At 72.6% G+C, this 13630-nt stretch carries 13 protein-coding genes; 7 read left to right on the top strand and 6 right to left on the bottom strand.

Annotated elements, in window-relative coordinates:
- Nucleotides 1-29: 29 nt before the first annotated feature.
- On the bottom strand, nt 30-1130 hold the full coding sequence (locus Q0283_RS15885) for a serine hydrolase (RefSeq protein WP_298045537.1): 1101 nt from the start codon (nt 1128-1130) through the stop codon (nt 30-32).
- A 136-nt stretch (nt 1131-1266) separates the two neighbouring features.
- On the opposite strand from Q0283_RS15885, the gene zupT reads away from it, so the two are divergent.
- Together zupT and Q0283_RS15875 are read left to right on the top strand one after the other, a co-directional pair.
- On the top strand, nt 1267-2070 hold the full coding sequence (gene zupT, locus Q0283_RS15880; RefSeq protein WP_183527117.1) for a zinc transporter ZupT: 804 nt from the start codon (nt 1267-1269) through the stop codon (nt 2068-2070).
- 50 nt (nt 2071-2120) lie between these two features.
- Entirely contained in the window at nt 2121-3437 is a 1317-nt protein-coding gene (locus Q0283_RS15875; RefSeq protein ID WP_298045533.1) for an MFS transporter, read from the top strand.
- A 4-nt stretch (nt 3438-3441) separates the two neighbouring features.
- Here Q0283_RS15875 and Q0283_RS15870 read toward each other — a convergent pair whose 3' ends face one another.
- Both Q0283_RS15870 and tpx read right to left on the bottom strand, forming a co-directional pair.
- Complete coding sequence (locus tag Q0283_RS15870) at nt 3442-4803, bottom strand: S1C family serine protease (protein WP_298045531.1); 1362 nt, start codon at nt 4801-4803, stop codon at nt 3442-3444.
- A gap of 10 nt (nt 4804-4813) precedes the next feature.
- On the bottom strand, nt 4814-5314 hold the full coding sequence (tpx, locus tag Q0283_RS15865) for a thiol peroxidase (protein WP_298045530.1): 501 nt from the start codon (nt 5312-5314) through the stop codon (nt 4814-4816).
- A gap of 31 nt (nt 5315-5345) precedes the next feature.
- Between tpx and Q0283_RS15860 the strand changes: the two genes are divergently transcribed.
- A complete protein-coding gene (locus tag Q0283_RS15860) occupies nt 5346-6239 on the top strand; it encodes a patatin family protein (RefSeq protein WP_183527129.1) in 894 nt (297 codons plus the stop codon).
- 39 nt (nt 6240-6278) lie between these two features.
- Here Q0283_RS15860 and Q0283_RS15855 read toward each other — a convergent pair whose 3' ends face one another.
- Entirely contained in the window at nt 6279-6866 is a 588-nt protein-coding gene (locus Q0283_RS15855; RefSeq protein ID WP_298045529.1) for a PACE efflux transporter, read from the bottom strand.
- Between the two features lie 345 nt (nt 6867-7211).
- Between Q0283_RS15855 and Q0283_RS15850 the strand changes: the two genes are divergently transcribed.
- A complete protein-coding gene (locus Q0283_RS15850) occupies nt 7212-8171 on the top strand; it encodes a diaminopimelate dehydrogenase (RefSeq protein ID WP_298045528.1) in 960 nt (319 codons plus the stop codon).
- A gap of 212 nt (nt 8172-8383) precedes the next feature.
- On the top strand, nt 8384-9448 hold the full coding sequence (locus tag Q0283_RS15845) for a DUF808 domain-containing protein (protein ID WP_298045527.1): 1065 nt from the start codon (nt 8384-8386) through the stop codon (nt 9446-9448).
- Between the two features lie 31 nt (nt 9449-9479).
- Here Q0283_RS15845 and Q0283_RS15840 read toward each other — a convergent pair whose 3' ends face one another.
- Entirely contained in the window at nt 9480-9914 is a 435-nt protein-coding gene (locus Q0283_RS15840) for a VOC family protein (RefSeq protein ID WP_298045525.1), read from the bottom strand.
- Between the two features lie 167 nt (nt 9915-10081).
- Between Q0283_RS15840 and Q0283_RS15835 the strand changes: the two genes are divergently transcribed.
- Nucleotides 10082-10990: a macrolide 2'-phosphotransferase gene (locus Q0283_RS15835; RefSeq protein WP_298045524.1), complete on the top strand. Its 909-nt coding sequence runs from the start codon at nt 10082-10084 to the stop codon at nt 10988-10990.
- Between the two features lie 122 nt (nt 10991-11112).
- The gene (locus Q0283_RS15830; protein ID WP_298045523.1) at nt 11113-11952 is read left to right on the top strand and encodes a patatin-like phospholipase family protein; all 840 of its coding nucleotides are present in this window, start codon (nt 11113-11115) and stop codon (nt 11950-11952) included.
- Here the strand turns inward: Q0283_RS15830 and Q0283_RS15825 are convergent.
- On the bottom strand, nt 11907-13523 hold the full coding sequence (locus tag Q0283_RS15825) for an SDR family oxidoreductase (protein ID WP_298045522.1): 1617 nt from the start codon (nt 13521-13523) through the stop codon (nt 11907-11909). The two genes, Q0283_RS15830 and Q0283_RS15825, sit on opposite strands and share 46 nt — an antisense overlap.
- Nucleotides 13524-13630 lie beyond the last annotated feature (107 nt).

Raw genomic sequence — 13630 nt, 5'->3', positions numbered from 1 at the left:
ACGCGCGCCGGTCAGTACCGGAACGCCGGTCAGCACCGGCGGGCGGCGGCGCGGATCGCGTCCGAGACCCGCACGAGCAGCCTCTTGTCCGCGGGGTGGCCGCTGGCCCGGTCGGTGACGAGGCCGACCGCGAGGTCCAGGTCGGGATCCGCCCAGCCCAGGCACACGTCCGAACCGTTGTGCCCGAAGGACCGCACGGTGCTGGTGGCCCCCAGCGGACACCATGCACCGGTGCCGCCGAGCTGGATCCCGGTCCCCCACCGGGTGGGCAGCCGGGTCCAGGCGTCACGGCCGCCGTCCGAACTGGGTGCGCACAGTGCCTCCCGTTCCGGGGCGGAGAGCAGGTCGCGGTAGAACAGGGCGAGCTGGCGGGCCGTCGTCGAGATCCCCGCCGCCGGGATCCGTGCCTGGCGCACGGACCGCCGGTTGACGATGGCCGCGACCACCGGTCCGCCCGGCAGGGCCCGGTGCGAGCCGTCGAAGGGCAGGCACCGGTGCAGCTGGTCGTCCGGCACCCCGGGGTGGACGTCATGCAGTCCGGCGGGGCCCAGCACCAGGTCGTGCAGCAGCTGCGGCCACGGACGGCCGGTGGCCCGGCGGGCCACCTCGGCCAGGATGAACCCGAAGTCCAGTGGCTGGTAGGCGGACAGGCCCGGATAGCGGTGGTCCCGGCGTCGGCCGCGGGCCACCCGCTCGAGCGAGGCCTCGAGGCGGTGCATGGCCAGCACCGCCGCCGGGTACGGCCCCGCCGTGGGGGCGGCCGCGCGGTGGGTGAGCACGTCCCGGACGGTCGTGCCGGCCTTGGAGCCGTCCCCACCGGTCCCGAACTCGGGCCAGTACTCCCCCACCGCGGCATCCAGGTCCAGCACGCCCCGGCCCGCCAGCCGGTGGACCAGCAGGGACGTGAAGGGCTTGGAGGCCGAGAACAACCACCCCAGGGCGTCCGGGTGGCAGCGGACCGCCCCGTCCAGGACGATGACCCCGCGGTGGATCACGGACAGCTGCACGCAGGCCCCGCGCGAGGCGGCCAGGGCCAGGACGTCCCGCCAGCCACCCTCGGACACCGGACGGGCGTCCGGCGGCGGGCCGGCGCCGGCGGGACCACCTGCCGGGTCCGGCGTCGTCATCATGGGGACAGCGTACTGAGGCCCGTTCCGCCGCCCCTACACTCGGTGCATCCCCCGGCACCAGTGGCATTCGGCGGACGCCGGGGTGCACGGGGGGGGGCACGACCCTGCAGGACACGGACGCAAGGAACGGCTCGGCGTGGAGAACTTCTGGCTGGCACTGGGGCTCACCGTGCTCGCCGGGTTGTGCACGGGCATCGGCGGGCTCATCTCCGTGCTGCCGCGGCGCACCAGCGGCCCGTTCCTGTCCGTGGCCCTGGGCTTCTCGGCGGGCGTGATGCTCTACGTGTCCTTCCTGGAGATCATGCCCAAGGCGCTGACGTCGCTCACCGCCGCCACGGACCCCACGGGGGGCCACTGGGCGGCCGTGGCCTCGTTCTTCGGGGGCATCGTGGTGATCGGGGTGATCGACCGCCTCGTCCCCGCACCCATCAACCCGCACGAGCCCGGCCAGGTCCACGACCCGGCCACGGCCGCCCGGCGCCGGCGGATGATGAGGACCGGCACGGTGACCGCGCTGGCGATCAGCCTCCACAACTTCCCCGAGGGCTTCGCCACCTTCGTGGCCGGGCTGACGGACCTGTCGATCGCCCTGCCCGTGGCCCTGGCGATCGCGCTGCACAACGTCCCGGAGGGCGTGGCCGTGGCGGTGCCGGTCCGGGAGGCCACCGGGTCCCGCCGCAAGGCCGTGCGGTGGTCCTTCGTCTCGGGGCTGGCCGAGCCGGCCGGTGCGCTGATCGGTTTCGCGCTGCTGATGCCGTTCCTGAACGACGTCCTGCTGGGCATCACCTTCGCCGTGGTGGCCGGGATCATGGTGTTCATCTCCCTGGACGAGCTGCTGCCCACGGCCCGGGAGTACGGCAAGCACCACCTGGCGATGTACGGCCTGGTGGGCGGCATGGCCGTGATGGCGGTGTCCCTGCTGCTGTTCGCCACGGTCTGAGGTCCCCCCTCCCCCCGGACCCGCGGCGACGAACGGTGTAGAACTGGTCCATGACCAGTAGTGACCCCGGCGCCGACGCACGCACCGCCCCCGACAGCCCGGCCGACGCGGGGCGGGCTCCGCAGCCGGCACCTGCGGCGGGCACGGGTCGGTCCGCGCGTCCGGGGACCGTCGGCATCGTCCTGGCGGTGCTGGCCGTGCTGTTCATCGCGGCGAACCTGCGCCCGGGCGCCACCTCCCTGGGACCGGTCCTGGCCGAGGTCTCGGCGTCCTTGGGGATCGACGGCGGCGTCGCCGGGGTGCTGACCGCGCTGCCCGGGCTCATGTTCGGGGTGGTGGGACTGCTCGCGGTGCGGATGGGCCGGCGCGCGGGGCTGTCCCTGACCATCGCCCTGAGCCTGGTGCTCGTGGTCGCGGGGCTGCTGCTGCGCCCGGGCTCCGGCTCGGTCTGGGCGTTCGTGCCGCTGACCGCGCTGGCCCTGGCCGGGATGGCCGTCGGCAACGTCCTGGTCCCGGCGTGGGTCAAGCGGCACGGCCGCCGGCACACGGTGGTCCTGATGACGCTCTACAGCATGTTCCTGACCGTGGGAGGCTCGGCGGGCTCGGGGCTGGCGGCCCCGATGGCCGGCCTCGCGGGCGCCCTGGGCGACCCCGCGGACGGCTGGCGCTACGCCCTCGGGTTCTGGGGACTGATGGCCCTCGTCCCGTTGGTGCTGTGGCTGGTCGTCGCCCGCCGCACCGGGCACGACTTCCCCACGGCCCCGCCCCGCGAGCACCCGGACCGGAGCCTGGCCTCGTCCCCCACCGCCGTCGCCCTCATGGTGCTGTTCGGCGTGCAGGCGATGAACGCCTACGTGCAGTTCGGCTGGATGCCCCAGGTCTACCGGGACGCCGGCCTGGATGCGAACCTCGCCGGTTCCCTGACGGCGGTCATCGCCGGTATGGGCATCATCGGCGGGCTGGTCATGCCCACGGTGATCGAGCGCTCCCGCACGCTCGCACCATGGATGCTGGGCTTCGGACTGCTCACGACGGCCGGGTACATCGGCCTGCTGCTCGCACCCGTGGCCGGTGCCTGGCTGTGGTCGGTGCTGCTGGGCGCCGGCGGTTTCGCGTTCCCGACGGCGATCTCGCTCATCCCCGCCCGCAGCCGCGATCCCCACGTCACCGCCCGGCTCTCCGGATTCGTCCAGCCCTTCGGCTACATCCTGGCGGCGCTGGGGCCCCTGGCCGTCGGCTTCCTCCACGCCGGGCTCGGGGACTGGACGCTGGTCCTCGTCCTGCTGGCCGCCTCCGGCGTGGTGATGGCGGTGGCGGGACTGCGCGTCTCCGGCCGGGTCTTCGTGGACGACGAGCTGGCCGGCTGAGCGGTCAGTACACCACGGCCGCCTGCAGGTCGACCTCACCGGCGCGCTCCTGGCCGTCCACGGTGGTCCACTGCACGGAGACGATGTCCCCCACGTTGTGGTCGTTGACGATCTCGGACAGCTCGGCCGCCGAGACCACCGGGTGCCCGTCGACGGCGTGCACCGTGTCCCCGACCCGCAGGCCGAGCCGTTCGGCGGAGGAGCCCGGGGACACCTCCCTGACCACCGCGGCCCCGTCCTCGGTCTGCACGGTGATCCCCAGGGCCCCGTCCACGCCGATGCTGACGGTGTCCGTCTCCTCCCCGGACAGGACCTGGGCCACGATCTCCAGCGCGGTGGCCACCGGGATGGCGTAGCCGTCCACGGCCTCCGCGTCCTCGCCCTGGGAGGCGGCGGTGGTGATGCCCACCACCTGGCCGTCACCGTCCACCAGCGGCCCGCCCGAGTACCCCGGCACGACGTCGGCACTGGTCTCGATCAGGCCCGTCAGCCGGGAGTAGTCGTCCGGCACGCCGGAGGAGGCGACGATGGACTCGCCCAGTGCGGTGACCTCACCGGTCACCGCCGTGAGGAACCGCTGTCCTCCGCCGTTGCCGACGGCCGCCGAACGGTCCCCCAGTCGCGGCACCTCCGGGTCGATCGACGCCGTGGGCAGGTCCGGGGCGTCCTCGATCTGGAGGACGGCGACATCGTGCAGGGAATCGCGCCCGAGCACGGCGGCGTCGTAGGTCTCACCGGTGTCCGCCACGGTCACGGTGACCTCCGAGGCGTCCTCGACCACGTGGTAGTTCGTGATGGCCAGTCCCTCCCCGCTGAGCACGATCCCGGTGCCGGTGCCGATGCCGGACATGAGCCGGGTGTCCACCATCAGCACGCCTGGTGCCTCGGTGACCTTCCGGCCCTGGTCCAGCCCGGCCTCGTCGAGGTTCGGGCCGGCCGCCCAGTCCACCCGGATGCCCTCGTGGGCATGCCGCAGCGTCTCCCCCAGGGGCTCCCCCTCCGCGGCGGGCCGGGCCGTCTCCCCCTCCTGGACCGCGACGATGTCCCGGATCTCCTGGACGGTCAGCACGGTGACCCCGCCCGCGAGGATGAGGGCCCCCGTGACCCCGGTGGCGATGATCAGGCGGTACGCACCGCGGCGGGGGCGGCGGGGCGGCCGGCCGGAGGGGAACTGCTGGTGCGGGTACTGCCCGTACGGGACGTGCTGGTGGGTACCGGCGTGGTGCCCGTGCGGAGGGTGCGCGCCCTGGGCCGGGTACTGCCCGGGCACGGGGAAGACCGGCCCGACGACGGGGGGCCGGCCTGGGTAGGGCGGGATCCCGGCTGCGTCGCGGCCGGGATCCCGGGGGTCGGAGGGGTCGTTCACCGTGCTCCGGTCAGGCGCGGGCGGCGGCGATCGCCGCGTCGTAGTCCGGCTCGGTGGTGATCTCCGGGACCACCTCGGTGTACGTCACGGTGCCCTGGGGGTCGATCACGATGACCGCACGGGCCAGCAGCCCCGCCATGGGTCCATCGGCCTGGGTCACGCCGTAGTCCTGGCCGAAGCTGGAGCGGAACACGGAACCGGTGACGACGTTGTCGATGCCCTCCGCGGAGCAGAACCGGCCCGCGGCGAACGGCAGGTCGGCCGAGACGGCCACCACGGTGGTGTCCTGGAGCCCGGCGGCCAGTTCGTTGAACGTCCGGACGGAGGCGGCGCACACGCCGGTGTCCAGCGAGGGGAAGACGTTCAGGATGACGGTGCGGCCGGCCAGCGACTCGAGCGAGACGGGCGACAGGTCGGAACCGGTGAGCTCGAAGGCGGGGGCGGAGGACCCGACGACGGGGAGTTCGCCGACGGTGCTGACGGGGGTGGACTTGAATGCTGTGGTTGCCATGCGTTCAAACCTAGCCGTTTAGGCTGTCGGCGTGGAACTGCGCAGCAACGTCACCGACACCGCACTGCTCTTCGAGGGCGGCGGCATGCGGGCCTCCTACACCTCGGCCATGGTGGTGGCCCTACTGGAGGCCGGGATCCACCTGGACTTCGTGGCCGGGATCTCGGCGGGGTCCTCCAACACCGCGAATTACCTCGCCCGGGACGCCTGGCGGGCACGGCACTCCTTCGTCGACTTCGCGGCCGACCCGAAGTTCGGCAACTGGAGGACGTTCGTGCGGGGCGACGGGCTGTTCAACGCGAAGTACATCTATGAGGAGACCGGGCTGCCGGACCAGGCGCTGCCGTACGACTGGGAGACCTACTGCGCCAACCCGGCCACCGTCCGCATCGGGGCCTTCGACGCCGAGTCCGGTGAGCAGGTGTGGTGGGGGCGCCAGGACACCCCGGCGATCCAGGACCTCATGGTGCGCGTCCGCGCGTCGTCCACCATGCCCGTGCTCATGCCCCCGGTGCACCTGGACGGCCGGACCTACGTGGACGGCGCGCTGGGCCCGGACGGCGGCATCCCGGTGTCGGCGGCCGAGGAGGCCGGGCACGAGCGGTTCCTGGCGGTGCTCACCCGCGAACGGGACTACGTGAAGGGTCCCGAACGCTTCCCCCGGTTCTACCTGCGTTACTTCCGCAGGCACCCCGCGATCGCCGAGGCGCTGCTGACGCGGTGGACGCGGTACAACCAGACCCGGGAGCGGCTCTTCGACCTCGAGCGCCAGGGCAAGGCCTACCTCTTCGTCCCGGAGCGGATGCCGGTCTCGAACGGGGAGCGGAACGTGGCCAGGCTGCGCGCCTCCCACGAGGCGGGGCTGGCCCAGGCACGCGGCGAGATCCCCGCGATCCGGGACTTCCTGGGCCTGCCGGCCGTCTAGGCCTGAGATCGCCGCGGCAACCCGGTTCCCCGTACGGGGCTACTGCGCGGAGTCGGGCAGGCCGAAGATGCGGTCGAAGCACCAGGCGTAGACGGCGTTGTAGACCAGGAAGAAGATGATCAGCGCCAGTTCGTAGAGGAACGCCTCCCAGAGGCCGACCTGGAGGATCAGCGCCACCGCCGGGACGAGGACCACCACGAGCCCGGCCTCGAACAGGAACGTGTGCAGCAGGCGCATCCACAGGGGCCTGCCGGTGTGCCCGGAGCGACGCTCCCACCACTCGAACAGGGTGTTGAACAGCATGTTCCACAGCAGGGCGACGACCGAGGACACCACCCCGACGACGGCGCTGGAGCCGGCCGGGTTGCCCAGGGCGGCCAGGATCAGGGTGGTGAACACGATCGCCAGGGCCTCGAAGACCACGGCATAGGCCACCCGGCGCTGCATCGGCGACGAGAAGACGCGCCGGCCGACGAGGGCGGGACGGCCGCCCGGGGCCGCGGGCACGTCGCCGGCGTGCCGGCGGGCCCGGCCACCGGTCACCTCGGCGGGTGCGGCGCCGGGTGCGTCACCGGTTGCCTCAGCGGCAGCGTCGACAGGCATATCGGGGCGTGGGCTCGCGGGCATGGGTACTCCTCCATGGTTCTGTCCATGGGAAGTCCTCTGCCGGTTTCGCGTCCATGGAATCGGATGCTCGGCGCGCAGGTCCCGTCCCCGGCCGACGGCGGACACCCCCGACCCGGACGGCCTCGACGGCGCCGTGGCCCCAGTCTAGCAAGGCCCCGTCACGCGAGACGACGAGACGGTCCCTCGCCCGCGGCGGCGTCACCCCCGGCCTAGGATGTCGGGGATCGCGGGCGCCGCGGTCCCCCGGCCGGGCCGGCCGGAACGGACGCGGCACCGCCACCGCAGCACATCGTGGAAATCGTGGAAATCGTGGAAATCGTGGAAATCGTGGAAAGAGGACAGCACATGACCATCAGGGCCGCCATCGTCGGGTACGGCAACCTCGGCCAAAGCGTGGAGAGGCTCGTGCGGCTCCAGCCGGACATGGACCTGGTCGGGATCTTCTCCCGGCGCAGCGGCCTGGACACGGACACCCCGGTCCTGCCGGCGGCCAGTGCCGCCGAGCACGCGGACGAGGTCGACGTGCTGTTCCTGTGCCTGGGCAGCGCCACGGACATCCCCGAGCAGGCCACCGGCTACGCGCGGCACTTCACCACGGTGGACACCTATGACAACCACCAGCTCGTCCCGGACCACTACCGGGCCATGGACGCGGCCTCCCGCGAGGGCGGCCACGTGGCGATGGTCTCCACGGGCTGGGATCCCGGACTGTTCTCGCTGAACCGGACCCTGGCCGATGCCCTGTTCCCGGATGCCCAGCAGAACACCTTCTGGGGCAAGGGCCTGTCCCAGGGCCATTCGGACGCCGTCCGGCGCGTGCCCGGCGTCCGGCGCGCCGTGCAGTACACGATCCCCAGCCAGGAGGCGATCGAGGAGGCCAGGGCCGGCCGGGGCGCCGAGATCACCGGCGCCTCCGCGCACGTGCGGGAGTGCTACGTGGTGGCCGACGAGACCGACCACGCGGCGATCACCGAGGCCGTCACCACCATGCCGGACTACTTCGCCCCGTACCGCACCACCGTGAACTTCATCACCGAGGAGGAGTTCGAGCGCGACCACCAGGGCATGCCGCACGGCGGGCACGTCATCACCTCCGGGGACCTCGGCGGGTCCCGCAGCTCGATCGAGTTCGCCCTCGAGCTCGGCAGCAATCCCGACTTCACCGCCGCCTCCCAGGTGGCCTACGGGCGGGCCGCCGCCCGCCTGCGGGCCGAGGGCAGGACCGGTGCGTTCACCGTGCTCGAGGTCGCGCCCTACCTGCTCTCCCCCACCCCGCTGGAGGAGCTCATCCGCCGCGACGTCTGAGCCCGCTCCGCCCCCCGCCGGGCGCGGCCGCGGGAGCAGGCCGCGCCCCGCGGGGAGGAATGGTCCCCGCGGGAGGACCGGCCCCCTCGGGGGACGACCGTTCCGCACCCGCCTGGACGGTCGCCGTCGTATGCTCGGGACATGCCGATCACGAGCGAGACCCGTGTCCATGACCGCCGCCCCGGCCAGCCCTCCCAGGACGGGGGCACCCGGTGAGCGGCGGCCTCGTCGCCCTGCTGGACGACGTCGCGGCACTGGCCCGCATCGCGGCCGCCTCCGTGGACGACGTCGCGGCCGGTGCCGCCAAGGCGAGCACGAAGGCCGCGGGCGTCGTGATCGACGACGCCGCGGTCACCCCGCAGTACGTCTCCGGGGCGGACCCGTCCCGCGAGCTGCCCATGATCAAGAGGATCTTCTGGGGCTCGCTGCGCAACAAGCTGCTGGTCATCCTGCCCGCCCTGTTGCTGATCAGTGCGTTCATCCCCTGGCTCATCCCGTTCATCCTCATGCTGGGCGGGACGTACCTGTGCTACGAGGGCGCGGAGAAGGTCTGGCACAAGGTGCGCGGTCACCACGGCACCGAGGAGACCCCGGCCGTCGAACGGGGCCCCGCGGCCGAGGACAAGGTGATCAAGGGCGCCATCACCACCGACTTCATCCTGTCCTGCGAGATCATGGTCATCTCCATGAATGAGGTGGCCGACGAGTCCCTGTGGGTCCGCGCCCTGATCCTGGTGGTCGTGGCGATCGCCATCACCGTGCTCGTCTACGGCGCGGTGGGGCTGATCGTCAAGATGGACGACATCGGTCTGCACCTGACCACCAAGGACTCTCCCGGCACCCAGCGGTTCGGCAGGTTGCTGGTCCAGGGCATGCCGGCCGTCCTCGGCTTCATCACCTTCATCGGCACCATCGCCATGCTCTGGGTCGGTGGCCACATCATGCTCCAGGGCGCGTATGACCTCGGCTGGCACGCACCCTACGACCTGGTCCACGTGCTGGAATCCCCGTTCGCGGGCCTTCCCGTGGTCGGCGGGTTCCTGGCCTGGCTGGTGAACACGATCTGCTCGGCCATCCTCGGCCTGGCCTGGGGCCTGGTGATCATGGCGATCCTGCACCCGCTGCTCAAGGTCCTGCCGTTCGGCAGGGGAACCGCCACCGGCGAGGGCACGGGCGAGCACGAGGAGGGCGACCTCCGTGCCGCGCTCGCCGGCCACCGTCGCGCCGACCGGGACCCGCGCCCCGGCGCCGGAGGGGCCGGCGGGCCCACGCACTGAGGCCGGTCCGGGCCCGGGCCACGTGACGGGTTCAGGCCTGGGGCGCCTCACCGTCCACGCTGAACGCCCACATCACCCCGTAGCGGTCGAAGACCTGTCCGTACCAGCCACCCCACGGGGCCCGTTCGAAGGGCATGCCCACGGAGCCACCGCCGTCCACGAGCCGCTGGATGACCGACTCGGCCTCCTGGGTGCTCTCCAGCGTGTAGAGCAGTGAGTACGCGGTGTCCCGCAGCGGGTACTCCTTCTCGTCCATGACGTCACCGCCCGCGAGCTCGCCCCCGGGCAGGCTCAGGGTGACGTGCGCCACGGACTGCGGGTCCGGTGTGAAGGGCATGCCCTCCATGGCCGGCATGTCCCCGTAGCGCATGATCTCCAGCTCGCCCCCGAAGACCTCGTGCCAGTGCTCGAAGGCCTCCGCTGTGGTGCCGGGCAGCGAGATGTAGGTCGCCAGGTTCTTGCTCATGATCATGCTCCTGTGCTCGGCGGGTGCCGGTCGGGGCCGGGCCGGTTCTGGGTGGACCGCCGCGTCAGCCCTCTGAATGGGTGGCTCCAGCTTCCCCGCCGCCCGCCCGGCGGCGCATCTCCGATCCTGCTCAGCACGAGAGACGGGTGTGATCCTAGACTGGGCCGATGGCCACCGACGACCCCTCGGCGATGACCGGGACCGCGATCCGTGCCCTGGCGGCCTCGGCCGGACTGTTGCTCGACGACGGCCCGATCCGGGTCAACGAGATGGGCCTGGACTTCCGCGTGGCGATCGCCCGGGACACCGCCGGCCAGGACTGGGTGCTGCGGATCCCCCGCCGCCCGGACGCCACCGCCCGGGCCCGGGACGAGGCCGTGACCCTGCGCCTGGTGGCCCCTCACCTGACCCCGGCCGTCCCGGACTGGCGGATCAGCACACCGGACCTGATCGCCTATCCGCTGCTGCGCGGCGAGCCCGGGCTCACCCTCGACGACGACGGCACCCCGGTCTGGCACCTGGACACGGCCTCGCTGCGCTACGCCCGGTCCCTCGGGGACTTCCTGGCCGAACTGCACGGCATCGACCCGGACGAGGCCGCCGGCGCCGGGGTGCGGACCCGGGGTCCGGCCGAGGTGCGCCAGGCGTGGCGGACGGACATCGACCGGGTCCTCGCCGCGTTCGAGGTGGCACCGGACCTCCGGGACCGGTGGGGAGCCTGGCTGGACGAGGACAGCTACTGGCCGCAGTGGTCGGTCCTCACCCACGGGGAGGTCTACCCCGCGCACACGCTCGTGGTGGACGAGCGCATCACGGCGGTCCTGGACTGGACGACGGCGGCCGTGGACGACCCCGCCCGGGACTTCGCCTTCCATCACGCCTCGGCCCCACCGGAGGCCTTCGCGGTGACGCTCCAGCGCTACACGGAACGCGGTGGCCGGGTGTGGCCACGGCTGGCCGCGCACTGTGCCGAATTGATCGCCGCCAGCCCCGTCGCCTACGGCATCTTCGCCCTCGACACCGGCGTCGAGGAGCACCGCCGGGCCGCCGCGGAACAGTTGAACCCCGCGGGCTGACCCGGCAGGGCGGACCCTGCCCACGGACCGCCCGGTCGGCCCGGCACGAGCCGTTCACCCCGCGGACGCCGTCCAGCCACCAGCGGTGACGTCACCTCGTGTGGGCGGTCTACCATGACGGCGTGGAGAACAACAGACCGGTGACGGCCTTCGTGCTGGCCGGCGGTGGCGTGCGCGGCGCCGTGCACGTGGGGCAGTTGCGCGCCCTGCTGGAGCGGGACATCACCCCGGACATGATCGTGGGGACCTCGGTCGGAGCCCTCAACGGTGCCGTTGTCGCCCGCAACCCCCACCCCGACGTGGCGCACGAACTCCTCGAGATGTGGCAGACGGACGAGGCGCGCGCCATCTACGGACAGTCCTGGCTCAGCCAGGCCGGACGGGTGCTGCGGGGCCGGACCCACACCCTCTCCGCGCAGCCGCTCTGGGACCTGGTCAGCATGCACTTTCCCCACGACGCCCGGATCGAGCACCTCGAGCTGCCCTTCATCACGGTCGCCACCTCGATCGAACGCGCCTGCGAGCAGGCGTTCGACTCCGGCCTGCTGGTGCCGGCCGTCGTCGCCTCCTCCACGGTGCCCGGCCTCCTGCCTCCCACGCAGATCGCCGGCGAGCACTACCTCGACGGCGGCCTGGTCGCCTCGGTGCCGCTGGGCCAGGCGGTGCGCCGCGGCGCCACCACCATCTACGTGCTGCAGGCGGGCCAGCTGGACCGGGAGCTCACCGTCCCGACGTCGATGCTCGACACCCTGCGGGTCTCCCTGGCCATCTCCCGCCGCCACAGCTTCACGCACGCACTGGAACACGTCCCGGACGGCGTCACCGTCCACGTCCTGCCCACCGGTGGCCGCCCGAACGTGCGCGGACTGAAGTCCATGGTCTCCCTCGAGCACACCGTGGAGCGGGCCGAGCTGGCCTACGCGGCCACCTCGACCGCCTTGGACCGCGGGGTCATGCTCTGATCGTCCATCTCCTGGGCGGCGGCCAGGATGTTCCTCGCCATGGCCGGGAAGACGAGCGCGTGGAACGGCAGGATGGCCCGCCAGTAGAGCCGTCCCAGGATCCCCTGCGGGATGAACACGGCGCGCTGGCGGTACCTCGACCCACCGCCCTCCCGCGCCTCGACGCCCAGCTGCAGCCAGGCCCGTCCACCCGTCTTCATCTCGGCCCGCAGCGTCAGCAGCCGGCCCGGCTCGATCGCCTCGACGCGCCACCAGTCCACGTGGTCGTTCACCTTCAGCTGGCCCGGGTCACGCCGGCCGCGGGCCATCCCGTAGCCGCCCAGCACCTGGTCCATCACCCCGCGGATCCGCCACAGCACCGGCGTCGAGTACCACCCGGTGGTCCCCCCGATCGCCTCGATGGCGCGCCAGACCGCGTGGGGTGAGGCCTCACCGTCGCGCTGGCGGACATCGGTGAACACCGTGTGGCCGGCCCACTCCGGATCGGAGGGCAGTGGTTCGGCGGGGTCCCGCACGGCCAGGACGTCGTCGTCCCACGTGGCCGGGACGTCCCCGGCGAGCTGGCGGGCGATGGCGCGCCGGCAGGCCTCGCGGTAGGGCGTGAGACCGCCGGGCGGGTCCGGGATCAGGGCCGCGATGTCGTGCTCCTCGGTGACCGCGTCCTCGGCCATGGACGCTGCCAGGGGCATCGCGATCCCCCGCGGGATGGGGGTGACCATGCCGATCCAGAACCCGGAGAGCCGCGGCGCAGGCAGCCGCGTGGCGAAGATGGTGCGCTTGGACAGCCCGGCCACCTCCGCGTAGTCGGACATCATCGTCTTGAACGGCTGGCTCGTCCCGCAGCCGATGTCGAAGGCGCGATTGACCGGCGCGCTCAGGGCGCAGGCGTGGGCGAGGTAGTAGAGCACGTCCCGGATGGCGATCGGCTCGATCCGGTTGTCCAGCCACTTCGGGCCGGGCATCACCGGCAGCCGCTCCGTGAGGTGCCGGATCATCTCGAAGGACACGGACCCGGAACCGATGATGACCCCGGCCTCGAACACCAGGGCCGGGACGGTGCCCGCCAGCAGGATCCGGGAGACCTGCTCTCGCGAGCGCATGTGGTCGGAGAGGTCCTCCAGGGGCTTGTCCGGGTGCAGGCCGCCGAGGAAGACGACCTGCTGGACGCCGGCGTCGGCCGCGGCCTGTGCCACCGTCTCGGCGATGAGCCGTTCACGGTCGATGAAGTCATCGCCCCTGCCCATGGAGTGGACGAGGTACAGCACGGTGTGCACGTCCCGCATGGCCTCGCGGACCTGATCGGGTTCCTGCAGGTCCGCCTCGGCCCGTTCGACGGCGTCGAACCAGTCCCGCGAGGCCAGGTCGTCCAGGTGCCGGGCCGTGGCCCGCACGGTGAACCCGGCGGCGAGCAGTTCCGGGACCAGTCGCCCTCCCACGTAGCCGGTGGCACCGGTGACGAGCACCCTGCGGCCGGCGCCGTCCGGCAGGGACAGGCCGAGGGGCGAGTCGGGGAGGTCCTGGTCGGAGGGGTCGGACGAGGAGGAGGGGCGCTGCTCGGCGTGCTGGCTCATGGACCCACGCTAGCCGCAGGCCTGCGGGGACGGTACCGGTGGCGCGGGCGCGCCGGTCATCCGGTCCCGGCACGGGCGTGCCACTGTTCAAGCCCCGTGTCCGTCTG

The sequence above is a fragment of the uncultured Citricoccus sp. genome (assembly GCF_937871995.1).
GTDB lineage: Bacteria > Actinomycetota > Actinomycetes > Actinomycetales > Micrococcaceae > Citricoccus.
This window is presented reverse-complemented; position numbering and strand designations above follow the sequence as displayed.

What these genes read in the sequence shown, in the direction of transcription:
- Q0283_RS15885 (WP_298045537.1), bottom strand. Translation starts at nt 1,130, where the DNA reads ATGATGACGACGCCGGACCCGGCAGGTGGTCCCGCCGGCGCCGGCCCG.
- Q0283_RS15850 (WP_298045528.1), top strand. Translation starts at nt 7,212, where the DNA reads ATGACCATCAGGGCCGCCATCGTCGGGTACGGCAACCTCGGCCAAAGC.
- Q0283_RS15835 (WP_298045524.1), top strand. Translation starts at nt 10,082, where the DNA reads ATGGCCACCGACGACCCCTCGGCGATGACCGGGACCGCGATCCGTGCC.
- Q0283_RS15825 (WP_298045522.1), bottom strand. Translation starts at nt 13,523, where the DNA reads ATGAGCCAGCACGCCGAGCAGCGCCCCTCCTCCTCGTCCGACCCCTCC.
- Q0283_RS15875 (WP_298045533.1), top strand. Translation starts at nt 2,121, where the DNA reads ATGACCAGTAGTGACCCCGGCGCCGACGCACGCACCGCCCCCGACAGC.
- Q0283_RS15840 (WP_298045525.1), bottom strand. Translation starts at nt 9,914, where the DNA reads ATGAGCAAGAACCTGGCGACCTACATCTCGCTGCCCGGCACCACAGCG.
- Q0283_RS15855 (WP_298045529.1), bottom strand. Translation starts at nt 6,866, where the DNA reads ATGCCCGCGAGCCCACGCCCCGATATGCCTGTCGACGCTGCCGCTGAG.
- tpx (WP_298045530.1), bottom strand. Translation starts at nt 5,314, where the DNA reads ATGGCAACCACAGCATTCAAGTCCACCCCCGTCAGCACCGTCGGCGAA.